The following is an 18,272-nucleotide window of genomic DNA, read 5'->3' on the forward strand; positions in this document are numbered from 1 at the left end:
GCGGGCCCCGCGTACGGGCCCCGAACCGAAGGACGTGCATGTTCCCCGCGGACGCCCCCGCGCCCCGCTCCCGGCGCGACCGCTGCCCCGGCGCGCTCCGGCCCTGGGAGGCCCCGGACGGCCTGCTGGTCCGGCTCCGACTCGTCGGCGGCCGCCTGCCGGCCCGGTCCCTGGCCGCTCTGGCCGCCGTCGCCGAGGAGTTCGGCTCCGGCCGGGTCCACGTGACGGGGCGGGCCAACCTCCAGGTGCGCGCCCTGCCCGGCCGGGACGGGCGCCTCGACCCCGCGGTCCTCGGCGCGCTGGAGGAGACGGGGCTGCTGCCCTCGCCCTCCCACGAACTGGTCCGCAACGTGATGGCCTCGCCGCTCACCGGGCTGTCGGGGGGACGCGCCGACCTGCGCCCCGTCGCCGCCGCCCTGGACGCGGCCCTGTGCTCGGCCCCGCACCGCGCCGCCCTGCCCGGCCGCTTCCTGTTCGTGCTCGACGACGGGCGCGGCGACCTCGTGGAACGCCCCTGCGACCTGGGCCTCACCGCGCTCGACGGGGCCACCGCCCAACTGCGCGTCGGCGACCGCCACGGGTCGGCGGTGCGGCTGGACGGGGCCGCCGACGCCCTCGTGCGCTTGGCCGACCTGTTCCTGGAGCGGCGCGGCGACGGCCCCTCCGCGCCCTGGCACGTGGCCGAGCTCCCCTCCGCGCTGTGCGCGCCGCATCCCCCCGACCCGCGCCTGCCCGCGCCCGCCCCGCCACCGCCGTACGGGCCGCTGCCCGGCGGCGCGCACCACGTCCCCGTCCCGGAGGAGGGCCTGGACCGGGTCGCCGCGGACGCCCTGGCCGCCGCCGCCCTCGCCGCGGGCGGCGACCTCGTGGTCACGCCCTGGCGCGGCGTCGTCGTCCCCGGGGCACGGCGGTGACCGCCCCCCGCCGGCCGAACCGGCACTACGAGTACATCGACGACGGGCCCGCGATCTACACGGACTCCTTCGCCACCATCCGCGCCGAGGCGTCCCTGGGCCACCTGCCCGCCGACGCCGAGCGCCTCGCGGTGCGGATGATCCACGGCACCGGGCAGGTCGACCTCGCCGCCGACCTGGTGGTCCACCCCGGCCTGGTCGGCGCCGCCCGGGCGGCCCTGCGGTCCGGCGCGCCGATCCTGTGCGACGCGACCATGGTCGCCACCGGCGTCACCCGCGGCCGCCTGCCCGCCGACAACGACGTCCTGTGCCTGCTGGGCGACGAGCGGGTCCCCGGCCTGGCCCGGCGCTGGGGCACCACCCGCTCCGCCGCCGCGGTCTCCCTGTGGGAGCCCCGGCTGGAGGGCGCCGTGGTCGCCTTCGGCAACGCCCCCACGGCGCTCTTCCACCTGCTGGAGATGCTCGTCGACGGCGCCCCGCGCCCCGCGGCGATCGTCGGCTGCCCGGTCGGCTTCGTCGGCGCCGCCGAGTCCAAGCAGGCGCTGGAGGAGTTCGCCGGCCGCCACGGCATCGACGTCCCCTACGTGCTCGCCCGCGGCCGCCGCGGCGGCTCCGCGATGGCCGCCTCGGCCCTCAACGCCCTCGCGAAGGAGGAGGAATGACCGGCAGGACCGGCAGGTTCCACGGCGTGGGCGTCGGCCCCGGCGACCCGGAGCTGATGACCCTCAAGGCCGCCCGGCTCATCTCGGCCGCCGACGTCGTCGCCTACCACTGCGGCCCGGGCAAGGACTCCAACGCCCGCCGCATCGCCGCCGGCCTGATCCCGGCGGGGGCGGTCCAGGAACGGCTCGTCTACCCGGTGACCACCGGCGCGGCCGACCACCCCGGCGGCTACGAGGGTGCCCTGGCCGACTTCTACGAGGAGTCCGCCGCGCGCCTGGCCGCCCACCTCGACGCGGGGCGCGACGTCGTCCTGCTCTCCGAGGGCGACCCGCTGTTCTACGGGTCCTACATGTACATGCACGACCGCCTGGCCGACCGGTACGAGACCGGGATCGTGCCCGGCGTCCCGGCCTTCGCCGCGGCCGCCGCCACCGCGGCGGCGCCCCTGGCCCGCCAGACGGACGTGCTCACCGTCCTGTCCGGCACCCTGCCCGAACCGGAACTCGCCCGCCGCCTTGCCGACACCGACGCGGCCGTCGTCATGAAGCTCGGCCGGACCTTCCCCGCCGTGCGCCGCGCCCTCGCGGCGGCGGGGCGGCTGGACCACGCCGTGTACGTGGAGCGCGCCTCCATGGAGGGCGGGCGCCGCCTGCCGGCGGCCGAGGTCGACCCCGACACGGTCCCCTACTTCTCCCTCGTCCTGGTCACCGGCGACAGCCGCAACGGCACCCGGTCCCGCGACGGAGCCACAGCGCCCGGGAGCGCCGCCGCGCCGGGGGAGGCCCCCCGGCCCGCGCGCCCGGCGGCCGAGCTGCTGGTCGTCGGCCTGGGTCCCGGGCCCGGCCACTGGCTCACCCCCGAGGCCGGGGAGGCGCTGGCCGGGGTGGACCACGTGGTCGGCTACGGGCCCTACGTCGCCCGCGTCCCCCAGCGCCCGGGGCTGACCCGCCACGCCTCGGGCAACACCGTCGAGCTCGACCGCGCCCGGCACGCCCTGGACCTGGCTGCCCGGGGCGAGCGCGTGGCCGTGGTCTCCGGCGGCGACGCCGGGATCTTCGGCATGGCCACCGCCGTGTTCGAGGCGGCCGAGGACCCCCGGTACCGGGACGTGTCCGTCCGCGTGGTGCCCGGGGTGAGCGCGGTCCAGGCCGTGGCCGCCCGCGCGGGCGCCCCCGTCGGCGGCGACTTCGCCGTCATGAGCCTCTCGGACCGCCTCAAACCGTGGAAGGTCGTCGAGCACCGGCTGCGCGCCGTCGCCGACGCCGACCTGGCCCTGGCCCTGTACAACCCCGCCTCGCGCTCGCGCACCGAGCAGATCGCCACCGCGCGCCGCGTCCTGCTGGAGCACCGCGACCCCGACACGGTGGTCGTGGTGGGCCGGGACGTGGGCCGCGACGGGGAGTCGCTGGAGGTGACCACCCTGGCCGGGCTCGATCCCGCGGCGGTCGACATGCGCTGCCTGCTCATCGTCGGGGCGTCCGGGACCCGGGTCTCCCCGTCGGGCCGCGTCTGGACCCCCCGGTGGGTGAAGCCGTGACCGTGCACTTCGTGGGCGCCGGACCCGGGGCGGCGGACCTGCTCACCGTGCGCGCCACGCGCATGCTCGGCGCGGCCGACGTGGTGCTCTACCCCGGGACGTACCTGGACCCCGGGGTCCTCTCCCACTGCGCGCCCGGGGCGGAGCTGGTGGACACCCAGGGCCTGGACCTGGACCGCATCACCGAACGCCTGGTCGGGGCCCACCGGGCCGGCTCCGACGTCGTGCGGCTGACCTCGGGGGACCCGTCCCTGTACTCCGCGCTCGCCGAGCAGACCCGCCGGCTCGACGCGCACGGTGTGCCGTGGGACGTCACCCCGGGCGTGCCCGCCTACGCCGCCGCCGCGGCCCTGGCGGGACGGGAGCTGACCGTGCCCCTGGTCGCGCAGTCGGTGGTCCTCACCCGGACCCGGGCGCGGTCCACGGCCATGCCGGACACCGAGTCCCTGGCCGCGTTCGCCGCCACCCGGGCCACCCTGGTCCTGCATCTGGCGATCACCCGGGTGCGGGCGCTCATGGGGGAGCTCGCCCCCGAGTACGGGGCGGACTGCCCGGTGGTCGTCGTCCACCGGGCGAGCCAGCCGGGCGAGGCGGTCCTGCGCGGGACGGTGGCCGACATCGCCGACCGGGTCGAGGAGGCCGGGTTCCGGCAGGCGGCGGTCATCCTGGTCGGACGGGCCCTGGACCCGCGGGGCGGCGGGGAGTCCTTCCTCTACGACCCCGCCCGGCCCCGGCCGGGGGACGGCGGGTAGGCCGCGCCCCCGGGGCGCCGGGGCCGCGGGGGCGGCGCACGGTCAGGCCCGCCAGGACCACTGGGTGACCGTGCGCGCGGGCGTCCACCCGGTGAACCCGCCGATCGGCGCGGCGGTCTCCACGGCGATCCGGGTCAGCTCGCCGCCGTGCTCCCGGTGGGCCTCTCCCAGCAGCCGCTCGGTCTCCAGCGTCACCCCGTGCACCACCAGGCGGCCGCCCGGCCGCAGCGCCTCCAGGCACGCCCCGAGCACACCGGGCCGGGTCGCGCCGCCGCCGACGAACACCGCGTCGGGCGCGGGCAGCCCCGCCAGCGCCTCCGGGGCGCGCCCGTGGACCACCCGCAGCCCCGGCACGCCGAGCCGCCCCGCGTTGCGGCCGATCCGCGCGGCCCGGCCGGCGTCGGCCTCCACCGCCGTCGCCGCGCACTCCGGGTGCGCGCGCATCCACTCGATCCCCACCGACCCCGCGCCCGCGCCCACGTCCCACAGGTGCAGCCCCGGGGCGGGCGCCAGCCGGGCGAGGGCGCAGGCGCGCAGGTCGCGCTTGGTGAGCTGCCCGTCGTGCTCGTAGGCGTCGTCGGGCAGCCCGGCGGCCAGCCCGTACCCGGGCGGCCCATCGAGCTCCAGGGCGAGGACGTGCAGCGCCGGCACGGACCCGGGGTCCACCCCGGGCCACCCGTCCGCGGTGCCCTCCAGTCGCGACTCGGCGTCCGAGCCCAGGTCCCCGAGCACGGTCATGCGGGTGCCCCCGTACCCGGCGCCGCTCAGCAGGGCGGCCGCCAGGGCCGGGGTGCCCGCGTCCGAGGAGAGCACCAGCAGCCGCGCCCCGGGGGACAGCCACCGCAGCAGCAGCCGGGGGTCGCGCCCGACCAGGGTCACCACCGAGCACCGTTCCGCGGGCCAGCCCATCCGCGCCCGGGCCAGCGCGACCGAGGACAGGGCGGGCTCCACCCGCACCGCGTCCGCGCCCAGCAGGTCGATGAGCGTGGCCGCCACCCCCGACACGAGCGGGTCGCCGGAGGCCAGGGCCACCACGCCCCGGCCGGGGCAGGAGGCGAGCAGCCCGGGCAGCCCCTCCCGCAGGGGGGAGGGCCAGGGCTCCCGGCGCTGCCCCCGCCGGTCCGGCACCATCGCCAGGTGCCTGCGCCCGCCCAGCAGCGTGTCCGCCTCCAGCACCAGGCTCCGCAACCGTTCGGGCACCCCCGCCCAGCCGTCGGCGCCGACGCCGACGACGGTGACACGGGGGACGGGGGTGGGGCGGGTGTCGGTGCTCATGGGGTGGACGCTATCGTCGAACCCTGGTGCGAGGTGCCCCGGCCTCCCCACCTTCGGAAACGGTGGGAAGGGCGGTCGGGGAGAATCTGGGAAGCCGGTGAGATTCCGGCACAGGCCCGCTGCGGTGAACCGAGCCCCCGAGGAGGGGGACCCGGCAAGTCCGAAGACCGGCCCCGCACCCGTTCAGACCCATGGCGAAACGAGCGGGAGCCTCACATGCCATTGCGGCCATCGCACTACCCCTTTTCGGCGATCGTCGGCTGCGACACCGAACCGCTGGACGACCTGGGCCTGGCCCTGGTCCTGGCCAGCGTCTCCCCCGAGATCGGGGGCGTCCTGGTGCGCGGGGAGAAGGGCACCGCCAAGTCCACGGCGGTGCGCGCCCTCGCCCCCCTGCTGCCCCCGGTCGAGGTCCACCCGGGCGACCGCTTCTCCGTCGACCCCGCCGACCCCGCGCAGGAGTCCCCGGACGGCCCGTTCCCGCCCGGCACGGCCGTGGAGAGCCGCCCGGTGCGCCTGGTCGAGCTGCCCGTGGGCGCCACCGAGGACCGGGTGCTGGGCTCCCTGCACCTGGAGCAGGCGCTCACGCACGGCAGGGTCGCCTACGAGCCCGGGCTGCTGGCCCGTGCCCACCGGGGCCTCCTCTACGTGGACGAGGTCAACCTGCTCCACGACCACCTGGTCGACCTCCTCCTCGACGCCGCCGCGACCGGCCGGGTGACCGTGGAGCGCGACGGGTTCTCCGTGGAGCACCCCGCCCGGTTCCTGCTCATCGGCACGATGAACCCTGAGGAGGGCGAACTGCGCCCGCAGCTCCTGGACCGGTTCGGGCTCACTGTCGAGGTCCGCGCGCCCGCCGACCCCGCCGCCCGCGTCGAGGTGGTCCGCAGGCGCATGGCCTACGACTCCGACGCCGCTGCCTTCGCCGACCGCTACGGGGCCGCCGAGAAGGCGCTCGCCGAGCGCATCGCCGCGGCCCGGGACACCGTCCGGGGCGCCCGGCTCTCCGAGGCCGCGCTGCTGAAGATCGCGCAGGTGTGCGCGGCGTTCGAGGTCGACGGCCTGCGCGCCGACATCGTCACCGCGCGCACGGCCCTGGCGCACGCCGCCTGGGAGGGCCGGGCCTTCGTCACCCGGGCCGACATCCGCCGCGCCGCCCTGCTGGCGCTGCCGCACCGGCGGCGCCGCAACCCCTTCGATGCTCCGGGCCTGGACGAGGAGCTCCTCGACCGGGTCCTCGGCGACGGGGACCCGCCGCCCGACCCCCCGCGGCCGCCGGGGCCGGACGGGGCGGACGGCCCCGCCGAAGACGGCGGCCCCGGGGACGGGGACGCCGACGCCCCGCAGGCCCCGGACACCCCCGGGGACGGCCGGAGCCCCGACGCCGGACCTCCTGACGCGGGGCCCTCCGACATCGGGTCCTCCGGGGACGGCGACGGGACCGGCGGCGCCGAGTACGCCCCCGCTCCGCAGCCCCCGCGCGCCCCGACGGCGCCGCCCCCTCCGTCACCGCGAAGGCCGCCGCCCCCTACCGCCCCCGCACGCTCACGGTGCGCGGCGCGGGAGCGGGCGCCGACGGCCGCCGCAGCCGCGCCGTCGGCACCCGGGGCCGCAGGATCGGGGCGCAGCCGCCGGGCCGGGGTCCGAGTGGTTCGCTCCACCTGGTGGAGACCGTCAAGGCCGCGGCCTCCCGCCCGCACGGCGGCGGCCGGATCGGCCTGCTGCCCCGCGACCTGCGCGTCGCGGTGCGCGAGGGCCAGGAGAGCAACCTGGTGCTGTTCTGCGTCGACGCGTCGGGCTCCATGGCGGCGCGCAAGCGCATGGGCGAGGTCAAGACCGCGATCCTGTCCCTGCTTCTGGACGCCTACCGGCGCCGCGACAAGGTCGGCCTCGTGACCTTCCGGGGGACGGGCGCCGAACTGGTGCTGCCGCCGACCCGGTCGGTGGACACCGCCGCCGCCCGCCTGGACGGGCTGCCCGCCGGGGGCCGCACCCCCCTCGCCGAGGGCCTGCTGGAGGCCGCCCGGGTCCTGCGGCGCGAGCGCCTGCGCGACCCGCGCCAGCGCCCGCTGCTCGTCCTGGTGACCGACGGCCGGGCCACCGCCGGCCCGGGCTCCGTCGGCCGTTCGCTGGCGGCCGCCGACCACGTCGCCGCGCTGGGCGTGACCACCGTCGTCGTGGACGGCGAGTCCGGTCCGCTGCGGCTGGGGCTGGCCGCCGGCCTCGCCCGCAGGCTGGGCGCCGACCACATCCCCGTGTCCGAGGTCAGCGCCGCCGCCCTGGGCGGCGCGGTGAGGGAGAGGGCCGCCTGATGCCGCAGGGAAAACCGCTCGTGGTCCCCGACGACGGGCTCACCACGCGCCAGCGCCGCAACCAGCCGGTGCTCGCGGTCCACACCGGCGACGGCAAGGGCAAGTCGACCGCGGCGTTCGGGCTCGCCCTGCGCGGCTGGAACCAGGGCTGGCGGATCGGGGTGTTCCAGTTCGTGAAGTCGGCGAAGTGGCGCATCGGCGAGCAGACCGTGCTCGAACGCCTGGGCCGGCTCCACGAGGAGACCGGCGAGGGCGGCCCCGTGGAGTGGCACAAGATGGGCTCGGGCTGGTCCTGGAGCCGCCGCCCCGGCAGCGCGGAGGACCACGCCGCGGACGCGGCCGAGGGCTGGGCGGAGATCAAGCGCAGGCTCGCCGACCAGCGCCACGACCTGCTCATCCTCGACGAGTTCACCTATCCCCTGAACTGGGGCTGGGTCGACGTCGACGACGTCGTGGCGACCCTGTGCGACCGCCCCGGGCGCCAGCACGTGGTGGTCACCGGCAGGCGCGCCGACCCCCGGCTGGTGGAGGCCGCCGACCTGGTCACCGAGATGGCCAAGGTCAAGCACCCCATGGACGCGGGCCGCAAGGGCCAGCGGGGCATCGAATGGTGACGGCTCTGCCCCGGGTCATGGTCGCCGCCCCCATGACGGGCCAGGGCAAGACCACGGTCGCGACCGGGCTCATGGCCGCGCTGCGCGCCGCCGGGCACACCGTGAGCAGCCACAAGGTCGGCCCCGACTACATCGACCCCGGCTACCACGCCCTGGCCACCGGCCGCCCCGGCCGCAACCTCGACCCCCACCTGGTGGGGGAGGACCGGGTGGCGCCGCTGCTCCTGCACGGGGCGCGCGGCGCGGACGCCGCCGTCGTCGAGGGGGTCATGGGACTGCACGACGGGCGGATCGGAACGGGCGGGTTCTCCTCGTCGGCGCACGTCGCGGCCCTCACCCGGACCCCCGTGGTGCTGGTCGTGGACGTGTTCCGCATGTCCCGCTCCGCGGGCGCCCTGCTGGCGGGTATGGCCGACTACGACCCGTCGGTCGAGGTCGTGGGCGTGATCCTCAACCGCGCCGGGTCGGCGCGCAACACCGCGGAGATCACCCGCTCCACCCGCCTGCCGGTGCTGGGCGCCGTCCCCCACGACGATCGGATCGCGCGCCCCTCCCGGCACCTGGGCCTGGTCCCGGCCGCCGAACGGGCGGAGTCGGAGCGGGTGGTGGACCGCCTGGGCGAGCACATCGCCGCCCACGTCGACCTGGACGCGGTGCTGGAGCTGGCCCGCTCCGCCCCAGCCCTGGACGCCCGGCCCTGGGACCCGGCCGACGCGGTCGGTGCCCGTACGGGTGGGCGCCGGCCGGTGGTGGCGGTGGCGCAGGGGCGCGCCTTCACCTTCCGTTACCCGGAGACGGAGGAGCTGCTGCGCGCGGCCGGGTGCGACGTGCGGGCGTTCGACCCGCTCACCGACACCGGGCTGCCCGCCGGGACCCGCGGGATCTACCTCGGCGGCGGCTTCCCCGAGGTGTACGCGGGCTCCCTGGCCGCCAACCGCTCCCTGGCCGCCGAACTCGGCGAAGCGGTGCGGGACGGGGTCCCCACCGTCGCCGAGTGCGCGGGGCTGCTCTACCTCGCCCGGTCCCTGGACGGGCGGCCCATGGTCGGGGCGGTGCGGGCCGACGCCCGGATGACCGACCGCCTGACACTGCGCTACCCGGAGGCGGTCTCCCCCGGGGACACGCTGCTGGCCCGGGCGGGGGAGAGGGTGACCGGCCACGAGTTCCACCGCACCCGCGTCACCCCGGAGACCGGGGCGGACGGCCCCGCCTGGGAGATCGAGGGCGCCGCGGAGGGGTTCGCCTCGCCCACCCTGCACGCGTCCTACCTGCACGTCCACTGGGCCGGGCACCCCCGGCTCGCCGCCCGCTTCGCCGAGGCCGCCGCCTCCGGCGCGCCCGCTGGCCCCGCTCCCGCCGCCCCGGGCCCGCCCGCCGGAACGGCCGCGGGCACGGGTGCCACGGGTGCCGCCCCTGGCCTTCCCCGCGACGCGCATACCGGTGCCACCTCCGAGGTGGCCGTCGGCACGGACGGCGGCGCGCACACCGGTGCCGTCTCCGTGGCGGCCGCGGGCACGGGTGCCACGGGTGCCGCCACCGGCCCTTCCGGCGGCGCGCTCCCCGCGGACCCGCTGCGCCACCACGGCGACGCCGAGACCGGCGACGGGCTGCTGGACCTGGCCGTCAACGTGTACGCGGGGCCGCGCCCCGCCTGGCTCGACCGGGCCCTGCACGCGAGCCTGGACGACGCCGCCGCCTACCCCGACCCCCGCTCCGCCCGCGCCGCGATCGCCCACCACCACGGCCGCGGACCCGACGCCGTCCTGCCCACCGCCGGCGCCGCGGAGGCGTTCACGCTCCTGGCCCGGCTGCGGCCCTGGCGCCGGCCGGTGGTCGTGCACCCCCAGTTCACCGAGCCGCACGCCGCGCTGGAACAGGCCGGACACCGCGTCACCCCGGTGCTGTGCACCGCCGGGGACGGCTTCGCGCTCCGCCCCGAGGCCGTCCCCGAGGACGCCGACCTCGTGGTGGTGGGCAACCCCACCAACCCCACCGGGGTCCTGCACCCGGCCCGGGTGCTGCGCGCCCTGCGCCGCCCCGGGCGCCTGCTGGCCGTGGACGAGGCGTTCATGGACGCCGTCCCCGGCGAGCCGGAGTCGCTGGCGGGGGAGGAGCTGGAGGGGGTGGTGGTCCTGCGCAGCCTCACCAAGCACTGGTCGATCCCCGGCATCCGCGCCGGGTACGTCGTCGGCGACCCGACGGTGGTCCGGGAGCTGGCCCGCGGGCAGACGCCCTGGTCGGTGTCCGCGCCCGCCGTCGCGGCCATGGTCGCCTGCACGGCGGACCCGCGGGCGGCGGCCGAGGCGACCGAGCGCGCCCGCACCCTGGACGGGTGGCGGGCCACGCTGGAGGCCGGGCTGCGCCGGGCCGGGCTGGAGTCCGTCCCCTCCCGAGCCCCGTTCGTGCTGGTCCGGGTCGGGGAGGGCGGCCACGCCCGCCTGCGCGCGGGCGGTGTCGCGGTGCGGCGGGCCGACACCTTCCCCGGCCTGGACGCCTCCTGGGTGCGGGTGGCCGTACGCCCGCCCGAGGCCACCGCGAGGTTCCTGGCCGCCCTGGAGGCGGTCGCGGAGCGGTCGGCGTCCGTCCTGCCTGTGCGGGCGTGAGCCCCGGAACGGTGTCCGGCGGCCCGCGTCGGCCGGTGCGCGCGGAATCGGCCGGGCCCCGCTCAGCCCAGGTCGCGCACCCAGGCGAACGCCGACGCCACGTCGTGCACCACGGGCACTCCCGCGGGCCCCGGCGGGCGCCGCACCACCACGACCGGGACGCCCAGCAGGCGCGCGGCCTCCAGCTTGGGCCGGGTGTAGGTCCCGCCCGAGTTCTTGGTGACCAGCACGTCCGACCCGTGTCCGGCCATGAGGCCGCGCTCGCCGTCCAGCGTGTACGGCCCCCTCCCGGTCACCAGCCGCCAGGGGGCGGGCGGCGCCTGCTCCGGCGCGTCCACCACCCGGGCCAGGACCGGGAGCCCGCCCAGGGCCGGGACGAACCGCGCCAGCTCCTGGCGCCCCACGGTCAGGAACGGCCGGGAGCCCAGCCGCGCGGCCGTCCGGGCCGCCTCCCCGTGGTCGGCGGCGTGGTGCCAGCCCGGCTCCGGCTCCCACCCGGGCCTCTCCAGCCGCAGCAGCGGCAGGTCCGTGCAGGCCGCGGCCGCGTTCGCCGACATGCCCAGGGCGAAGGGGTGGGTGGCGTCCACGACCGCGTCGTAGTCCGCGAGCGCCGCCCGCAGCCCGGCCACCCCGCCGAAACCCCCGATGCGGACCCGGCCCTCCGGCAGGCGCGGCCGCGCCACCCGCCCGGCCAGCGACGAGGTGACGTCCACCCCGGCCGCCACCAGGAGCGCGGCCAGTTCGCGGGCCTCGGAGGTGCCGCCCAGCAGGAGCAGCCTCACCGCACACCCCCGGGGTGCGGTTCGGGCAGTCCCGGCGGGGCGCCCTCGAGCGCCAGCTCCAGCAGGGCGTCGACGTCCAGGTGTGCCTCCACCAGGTCGGCCAGCAGGTCCAGGCGCCGCTCCCGGGCCGTGGCGAACCGGACGCCGGACGCCCCGTGCCCGAGCGCCTCGGCCAGGAACGCCTCCCGGAACGCGTCGCCCTCCAGGGCGCCGTGCCACAGGGTGCCGAACACCGCCCCCGCGCGCGCCCCGCCCGGGAACGCCTCGGCCCCGGGCCCGCGCGTCACCGTGCCGTGGTGGATCTCGTAGCCGCTCACGGGCACACCGAACGCCTCCCCGGACGGCAGCCCCAGGGTCTTGTCCGCGGTGAAGTCGGTGCGCACGTCCAGCAGGCCCAGCCCCGGCGCCCGCGCCCCTCCGGGCGCCTCCACCCCGTCGGGGTCGGCCACCGTGGTGCCCAGCATCTGGAACCCGCCGCAGATCCCCAGCACCGGCCGCCCCCGGCGGGCGTGCTCGACCACGGCCCGGTCCAGCCCCCGCGAGCGCAGCCACGCCAGGTCGGCCAGGGTGGCGCGGGTGCCGGGCAGCACCACCAGGTCGGCGTCGGAGAGGTCGCGCGGACCCGACGCGAACACCACGTCCAGGTCCGGCTCCAGGCCGAGCGCGTCCACGTCGGTGAAGTTGCTGATGCGGGGCAGGCGCACCACCGCCACCCGCCGCACCCGGTCCCCGTCCGCGCGCCGGCCCTCCAGGTCCAGGGCGTCCTCGGAGTCCAGCCACAGCCCGGGATCCCACGGCAGGACGCCGTAGACGCGCCGTCCCGTGCGCCGCTCCAGGTCCGCCAGTCCCGGTTCGAGGAGCGCGGGGTCGCCCCGGAACTTGTTGACGACGAAACCCGCGACCAGGTCGCGGTCCGCCCGCTCCAGCAGCGCCACCGTGCCGTACAGGGCGGCGAACACCCCGCCCCGGTCGATGTCGCCCACGACCACCGCGGGCAGGTCCGCGTGCCGGGCCAGCCCCATGTTGACGTAGTCGCCCGCCCGGAGGTTGGTCTCGGCGGGGCTGCCCGCGCCCTCGGCGACGACGACGTCGTACCTGGACGCGAGGTCGTCGAAGGCGGCGTGCGCCGCCTCGGCCAGGTGGCGGCGGCCCGCCTCCCAGTCCGCGGAGGACACCTCGCCCGCCGGATGGCCCATCAGCACCACGTGGCTGCGCCGGTCGCCGCCGGGTTTGAGCAGCACCGGGTTCATGGCGGGCTCCGGTTCGGCGCGCGCGGCCAGCGCCTGCACCCACTGCGCCCGGCCGATCTCCGCCGCCCGCCCGTCCGGGCCCCGGCAGACCATGGAGTTGTTGGACATGTTCTGCGCCTTGTACGGGGCGACCCGCACGCCGCGGCGCGCGAAGGCCCGGCACAGGCCGGTGGTGACCACGCTCTTGCCCGCGTCGGAGGTGGTCCCGGCGACGAGCACCCCTCCCACCCGTCGCCCGCCACCGTCCGACGCGGGCGCTTCGCGCCGTCCCGGACTTCCGCCCTCAGCGGTGGCCTTCGGCCCGGTGCTCATCGCGGCCTCCGCAGCAGCGCGGTGTCCATGACCCATCCCGCCTTCCCCCGGGCCCGCAGCCGGGCCTCCTCGATCTCGGGCAGCACGTCGCCGACCCGTCCCGCGACCAGTTCCTCGGTCTCGGTGCCCAGGTTGGCACCCCACCACACGGACCAGTCCGCCAGGCCGTCGAACCCGTGCCGCCCGGACAGCATGACGACGATGTCGCGGTGGCCCGCGGCCACCGCCTCCCCCAGGCGGCGGGCCGGGGTGACGTGGACCGGGTCGCCCACCCCGTGCAGCACGATCCGGTGCCGCGCGGCGAGCAGCTGCGGGGCGCTGATCCCCGGCAGCACGTCGTACTCCACCGGCACGGCGCCCCGCGCGGCCACGGCCTCCACGATCCGCAGCGTCGAGTCGTACAGGGAGGGGTCCCCCCAGACCAGGAACGCCGCCGTCCCGCCGCGCTCGCCCAGCACCCGCTCGTAGGCGCGCACCCGGGCCTCGTGCCAGGCGGCCACGGCCCCCTTGTAGTCCCCGGAGCCGCGGTCCCGCACGGGGTCGGGCACCTCCACCAGCGGGACGCCGTACGCCGCGCAGACCGCCCGCCGCAGCGCCAGCAGCCCGTCGTCGTCGCCCTTGCGGGCGGCGACCGCGTAGTCGCACCCCCGCAGGGCGTCGGCCGCCTCCCCGGTGAGCTGGCGGGGACCCGTACCGATCCCCAGGATCCGCACCCTCACTCGGCCCGCTCCTCCAGGTCGCCCTCGACCTCCAGGTACACCTCGGTCAGCGCCTGGAGGGTCGCGGGGTCCGGCTCCGCCCACAGGCCGCGCCGCGCCGCCTCGTGCAACCGCTCCACGATGCCGTGCAGCGCCCACGGGTTGGACGCGCGCAGGAACTCCTGCGTGGTCCCGTCGAGCACGTACTCCGCCGCGAGCCGCTCGTACATCCAGTCGTGGACGACCCCGGCCGTGGCGTCGAACCCGAAGAGGTAGTCGACCGTGGCGGCCAGCTCGAACGCGCCCTTGTAGCCGTGCCCCCGCATCGCGGCGATCCAGCGGGGGTTCACCACCCGGGCCCGGAACACGCGGGCCGTCTCCTCCGACAGCGTGCGGGTGCGCACCGCGTCGGGCGAGGTGGAGTCGCCCACGTACGCCCGGGGGTCGGAGCCGGTGAGCGCGCGCACGGTGGCGATCATGCCGCCGTGGTACTGGAAGTAGTCGTCGGAGTCGGCGATGTCGTGCTCGGCGCTGTCGACGTTCTTGGCCGCCACCTTGATCCGCCGGTAGTTGGCGCGCATGTCGTCGGCGGCCGGGACCCCGTCGAGCCCGCGGCCGTAGGCGAAACCGCCCCAGGCGGTGTACACCTCGGCCAGGTCGCGGTCGTCGCGCCAGTTGCCCGACTCCACCACCTGGAGGATGCCCGCCCCGTAGGACCCGGGCGCGGAGCCGAAGATCCGGGTGGTGGCCCGCCGCAGGTCCCCGTGCGACTCCAGGTCGGCCAGGGCGTGCGCGCGCACGAAGTTGAGCTCGGCCGGCTCGTCGAGCCCGGCCACCAGCGCCACGGCGTCGTCCATCATGGCGACCACGTGCGGGAAGGCGTCCCGGAAGAAGCCGGAGATGCGCACCGTGACGTCGATCCGCGGCCGCCCCAGCTCCTCCGCGGGCACCACGTCCAGCCGCGCGACCCGGCGTGACGCCTCGTCCCACTCGGGCCGCACCCCCAGCAGGGCCAGAACCTCGGCCACGTCGTCGCCGGACGTGCGCATCGCCGAGGTGCCCCACACCGACAGGCCCACCGACTCCGGGTAGGTCCCCGTCTCCTCCAGGTGGCGGCGCAGCAGCGACTCGGCCATGGCCTGGCCGGTCTGCCAGGCGAGCCGCGACGGCACCGCGCGGGGGTCCACGGTGTAGAAGTTGCGCCCGGTCGGCAGGACGTTGACCAGGCCCCGCAGGGGCGACCCGGACGGCCCCGCCGGGACGAACCCGCCCGCCAGGGCGTGCAGGACGTGGTCCATCTCGTCGGTGGTGCGGGCCAGGCGCGGGACGACCTGCGCGGCGGCGAACTCCAGCACGGCGCGCACCCGGTCGTCGTCGTGCAGGCCCGGCACCGCGGCCGGGTCCCAGCCCGCGGCCTCCATGCGCTCCACCAGGGCGCGGGCGGCCGCCTCCACCGCGTCGACCTCGGCGGTCGGCGCGCCCTCCTTCAGGCCCAGCGCCGCGCGCAGCCCCGGCACGGCCCCGCCCACCCCGCCCCACACCTGGGCCGCGCGCAGCACGGACAGGACCAGGTCCACCCGTGTCGCGCCCTCGGGGGCGGCGCCCAGCACGTGGAGGCCGTCGCGGATCCGGGTGTCCTTGATCTCGCACAGCCAGCCGTCGACGTGCAGCAGGAAGTCGTCGAACTCCTCGTCGCCGGGGCGATCGGCCAGGCCCAGGTCGCGGTGCATCTCCGCGGCCCGCATCAGCGCCCAGATCTCGCCGCGGACCGCGGGCAGCTTCGCCGGGTCCATGGCGGCGATGTTGGCGTGCTCGTCCAGCAGCTGCTCCAGGCGGGCGATGTCGCCGTAGGTCTCCGCGCGCGCCATCGGCGGGATCAGGTGGTCCACGACCGTGGCGTGGGCGCGCCGCTTGGCCTGGGCCCCCTCGCCCGGGTCGTTGACCAGGAACGGGTAGACCAGCGGCAGGTCGCCCAGGGCCGCGTCGGTGGCGCAGGCCGCGGACAGGGCGGCGTTCTTGCCCGGCAGCCACTCCAGCGAGCCGTGCTTGCCCAGGTGGACGACCGCGTGGGCGCCGAACCCGTGCTCCAGCCACCGGTAGGCGGCCAGGTAGTGGTGGCTGGGCGGCAGTTCCGGGTCGTGGTAGATCGCGATGGGGTTCTCTCCGAACCCGCGCGGCGGCTGCACCAGGACGACGACGTTGCCCGCGCGCAGGGCGGCGAGCACGATCTCGCCGTCGTCGTTGACGTAGAGGTTCCCCGGGGCGGGCCCCCAGGCCCCGGCCACCGCCTCCCGCAGCTCGGCGGGCAGGTCCCGGGTCCACTCGGCGTACTCGCGGGCGGTGATGCGCACGTGGGCGTCGGTGAGCTGGCCGGAGGTCAGCCACTCCTCGTCCTGGCCGCCCGCGGCGATCAGGGCGTGGACGAGCGCGTCGCCCGCCCGCACCTCGTCGGGCAGGTCCAGGCTGGGCAGGTCCCCGGGCCCGCCGAGGTCGTAGCCCTCCTCGCGCAGCCGCCGCAGCAGGCGGACCAGGGACCGGGGCGTGTCCAGGCCGACCGCGTTGCCGATCCGCGCGTGCTTGGTGGGGTAGGCCGACAGCACCACCGCGATCCGCTTCTCGGCGGGCGGCACGTGCCGCAGCCGCGCGTGCGCCACCGCGATCCCGGCCAGGCGGGCGCAGCGCTCGGGGTCGGCGACGTAGCGGGGCAGGCCGTCCCGGTCGATCTCCTTGAAGGAGAACGGCACGGTGATGATGCGGCCGTCGAACTCGGGGATGGCGATCTGGCTCGCCGAGTCCAGCGGTGTGACGCCGTCGTCGGACGCCTCCCAGGCGGCGCGCGGGCTCGTCAGGCACAGCCCCTGGAGGACCGGGACGTCCAGGGCGGCCATGCGCTCCACGTCCCAGGCCTCGTCGTCCCCGCCGGCGCCCGCCGTGGCGGGGGTGCTGCCGCCCGCGGCCAGGACGGTCACCACCAGCGCGTCGAACGCGCCCAGCGCCTCGTACAGGTCGTCGGGCGCCGAGCGCAGCGACCCGGCGAACACCGGCACGCCCACCGCCCGGCCGGTGGCGTCCACCGCGTCGGCCAGGTCGTGCGCGAACGCCGTGTTGCCGCCCGCCTCGTGGGCCCGGTAGTACAGGATGCCGATCCGGGGCAGGTCGGGGCTGGCGGGGAGGTCGCGCTCGGCGAAGCCCCACACCGGGATCTCCAGGGGAGGCTCGAACCCCTCGCCGGTCAGCAGGACGGTGTCCGACAGGAAGGCGTGCAGCCGGGCCAGGTTGGCGGGCCCGCCCTGGGCGAGGTAGCGGTGCGCGTCGGTGGCCACCCCGATCGGCACGGTGGAGTGCTCCATCAGCTCCGCGCTGGGCTGCTGCTCGCCGCCGAGCACGACCAGCGGGACGCCCCGCTCCCGGACGGCGGCCAGCCCCGGCCACAGGTCGTGCGGCGAGCCCAGCAGCCGCACCACGACCAGGCCGGCGCCCTCCACGGCCGCGGCGAGCTCGTCGTCGGAGGCGCGGGACGGGTTCGCCCACGTGTAGGCGGCGCCGCTCCCCCGCGCGGAGAGCAGGTCGGTGTCAGAGGTGGACAGCAGTGCGATCCGTACCGTCATGGCCGGATACCTCCCCAGGGGGTCGTGGGCTGTGGTTCGTCGGGACCGTCGGTGTTCGCGGAAGGAGGGCGTTCGGGCGGGGCGGCGTCCCGGGGGCCGCCCGGGGGCAGGGGGCCGTCCGGAGACCGGGGAGGGGCCGGGGTCCGGCGCAGGAACCGGACCACCGGGTGGCCGGGCCCCTCGTCGACCTCGGCGCGCACCCCGTACACCTCCCCGATGAGGGCGGGGGTGAGCACCTCGCCGGGCGTCCCCCCGGCGACCGCCCGGCCGCCGCGCAGCACGAGCAGCCGGTCGCAGTACATCGCGGCCAGGTTCAGGTCGTGCATGGCGATCACGGTGGTCACCGGAAGGCCGACGACCAGCTCCATCAGGTCCAGCTGGTACTGGATGTCGAGGTGGTTGGTCGGCTCGTCCAGCAGCAGCTCCCCGGGCTCCTGGGCCAGGGCGCGGGCGATCTGGGCGCGCTGGCGCTCGCCGCCCGACAGCGTCTGCCAGGACCGGTCGGCCAGGCCGGCGAGCCCGGTGGCCTCCAGCGCGGCCGCCACCGCCGCGGCGTCGGCGGCCGACGCGGGCGTCCAGGCGCGCCGGTGGGGGATGCGCCCCAGCGCCACCACGTCGCGGACCGTCAGCTCGGTCCGCGCCTCCGCGTGCTGCTCCACGACCGCCACCCGCCGCGCCGCCGCCCTGCGGGGCGTCCGGGCGAGCGGGCGGCCGTCCAGGACGACGACCCCGGAGGAGGGCGCCAGGACACCGGACAGCAGCCGCAGCAGGGTGGACTTGCCCGAGCCGTTCGGCCCCAGCAGCCCGACCGTCTCGCCGGGGCGCGGGGCCAGGCTGACCCCGTCCACGACCAGGCGCCCTCCCGCCGGGCGGCTCACCCGCTCGGCCCGCAGCCCGCGCTCCCGTTCCGGGGGCGCGGCCTTTGGGGGCGCTCCCGCCAGGGTGGTCCCGC

At 77.7% G+C, this 18,272-nt stretch carries 14 protein-coding genes and 1 riboswitch; of the genes, 8 read left to right on the plus strand and 6 right to left on the minus strand.

Annotation, left to right across the window (positions count from 1 at the left end; translation table 11 throughout):
• The first annotated feature begins 38 nt into the window (after positions 1-38).
• The 4 genes from KGD84_RS13900 to cobM are packed head-to-tail and all read left to right on the plus strand — an operon-like array spanning position 39 to position 3,866.
• On the plus strand, positions 39-914 hold the full coding sequence (locus tag KGD84_RS13900) for a nitrite reductase (RefSeq protein ID WP_220560754.1): 876 nt from the start codon (positions 39-41) through the stop codon (positions 912-914).
• Positions 911-1,576 carry a precorrin-8X methylmutase gene (locus KGD84_RS13905; RefSeq protein ID WP_220560756.1) on the plus strand — a complete coding sequence of 222 codons (666 nt, stop codon included), beginning with the start codon at positions 911-913 and terminating at the stop codon, positions 1,574-1,576. Before KGD84_RS13900 ends, KGD84_RS13905 begins: the two co-directional genes overlap by 4 nt.
• The gene (locus tag KGD84_RS13910) at positions 1,573-3,114 is read left to right on the plus strand and encodes a precorrin-2 C(20)-methyltransferase (protein WP_220560757.1); all 1,542 of its coding nucleotides are present in this window, start codon (positions 1,573-1,575) and stop codon (positions 3,112-3,114) included. The genes KGD84_RS13905 and KGD84_RS13910 overlap by 4 nt, the downstream gene beginning before the upstream one ends.
• Positions 3,099-3,866, plus strand: a complete 768-nt coding sequence (cobM, locus tag KGD84_RS13915; protein WP_220560758.1) for a precorrin-4 C(11)-methyltransferase — start codon at positions 3,099-3,101, stop codon at positions 3,864-3,866. The genes KGD84_RS13910 and cobM overlap by 16 nt, the downstream gene beginning before the upstream one ends.
• A gap of 42 nt (positions 3,867-3,908) precedes the next feature.
• On the opposite strand, the gene cbiE is transcribed toward cobM, so the two are convergent.
• Positions 3,909-5,141 (minus strand): precorrin-6y C5,15-methyltransferase (decarboxylating) subunit CbiE, encoded by a 1,233-nt coding sequence (gene cbiE, locus KGD84_RS13920; protein ID WP_220560759.1) that lies wholly within the window; start codon positions 5,139-5,141, stop codon positions 3,909-3,911.
• A gap of 27 nt (positions 5,142-5,168) precedes the next feature.
• Positions 5,169-5,319: riboswitch (cobalamin riboswitch) on the plus strand.
• A 38-nt stretch (positions 5,320-5,357) separates the two neighbouring features.
• Here cbiE and KGD84_RS13925 point away from each other — a divergent pair.
• From KGD84_RS13925 to KGD84_RS13935, 4 genes are read left to right on the plus strand one after another with little or no spacing between them, the layout of a single operon-like run.
• A complete protein-coding gene (locus tag KGD84_RS13925; RefSeq protein WP_338151212.1) occupies positions 5,358-7,037 on the plus strand; it encodes a magnesium chelatase ATPase subunit I in 1,680 nt (559 codons plus the stop codon).
• Positions 6,962-7,453 carry a VWA domain-containing protein gene (locus tag KGD84_RS33705; RefSeq protein WP_338151213.1) on the plus strand — a complete coding sequence of 164 codons (492 nt, stop codon included), beginning with the start codon at positions 6,962-6,964 and terminating at the stop codon, positions 7,451-7,453. The genes KGD84_RS13925 and KGD84_RS33705 overlap by 76 nt, the downstream gene beginning before the upstream one ends.
• Positions 7,453-8,067, plus strand: coding sequence for a cob(I)yrinic acid a,c-diamide adenosyltransferase (cobO, locus tag KGD84_RS13930; RefSeq protein WP_220560760.1), 615 nt, complete (start codon positions 7,453-7,455; stop codon positions 8,065-8,067). The genes KGD84_RS33705 and cobO overlap by 1 nt, the downstream gene beginning before the upstream one ends.
• Positions 8,061-10,670, plus strand: coding sequence for a bifunctional hydrogenobyrinic acid a,c-diamide synthase/histidinol phosphate aminotransferase CobBC (locus KGD84_RS13935; RefSeq protein ID WP_255646528.1), 2,610 nt, complete (start codon positions 8,061-8,063; stop codon positions 10,668-10,670). Before cobO ends, KGD84_RS13935 begins: the two co-directional genes overlap by 7 nt.
• Positions 10,671-10,732: 62 nt before the next feature.
• Here the strand turns inward: KGD84_RS13935 and KGD84_RS13940 are convergent, their stop codons facing one another.
• From KGD84_RS13940 to KGD84_RS13960, 5 genes are all read right to left on the minus strand, one after another.
• On the minus strand, positions 10,733-11,452 hold the full coding sequence (locus tag KGD84_RS13940) for a cobalt-precorrin-6A reductase (protein ID WP_220560761.1): 720 nt from the start codon (positions 11,450-11,452) through the stop codon (positions 10,733-10,735).
• Positions 11,449-12,930, minus strand: a complete 1,482-nt coding sequence (locus KGD84_RS13945) for a cobyric acid synthase (protein ID WP_338151214.1) — start codon at positions 12,928-12,930, stop codon at positions 11,449-11,451. The genes KGD84_RS13940 and KGD84_RS13945 overlap by 4 nt, the downstream gene beginning before the upstream one ends.
• A gap of 80 nt (positions 12,931-13,010) precedes the next feature.
• Complete coding sequence (cobF, locus tag KGD84_RS13950; RefSeq protein ID WP_220560763.1) at positions 13,011-13,733, minus strand: precorrin-6A synthase (deacetylating); 723 nt, start codon at positions 13,731-13,733, stop codon at positions 13,011-13,013.
• Positions 13,730-17,320 (minus strand): cobaltochelatase subunit CobN, encoded by a 3,591-nt coding sequence (gene cobN / locus KGD84_RS13955; RefSeq protein ID WP_220560764.1) that lies wholly within the window; start codon positions 17,318-17,320, stop codon positions 13,730-13,732. The genes cobF and cobN overlap by 4 nt, the downstream gene beginning before the upstream one ends.
• A complete protein-coding gene (locus KGD84_RS13960) occupies positions 17,317-18,261 on the minus strand; it encodes an ABC transporter ATP-binding protein (protein ID WP_220565729.1) in 945 nt (314 codons plus the stop codon). The genes cobN and KGD84_RS13960 overlap by 4 nt, the downstream gene beginning before the upstream one ends.
• Positions 18,262-18,272 lie beyond the last annotated feature (11 nt).

It is taken from the genome of Nocardiopsis changdeensis, from assembly GCF_018316655.1.
Lineage (GTDB): Bacteria > Actinomycetota > Actinomycetes > Streptosporangiales > Streptosporangiaceae > Nocardiopsis > Nocardiopsis changdeensis.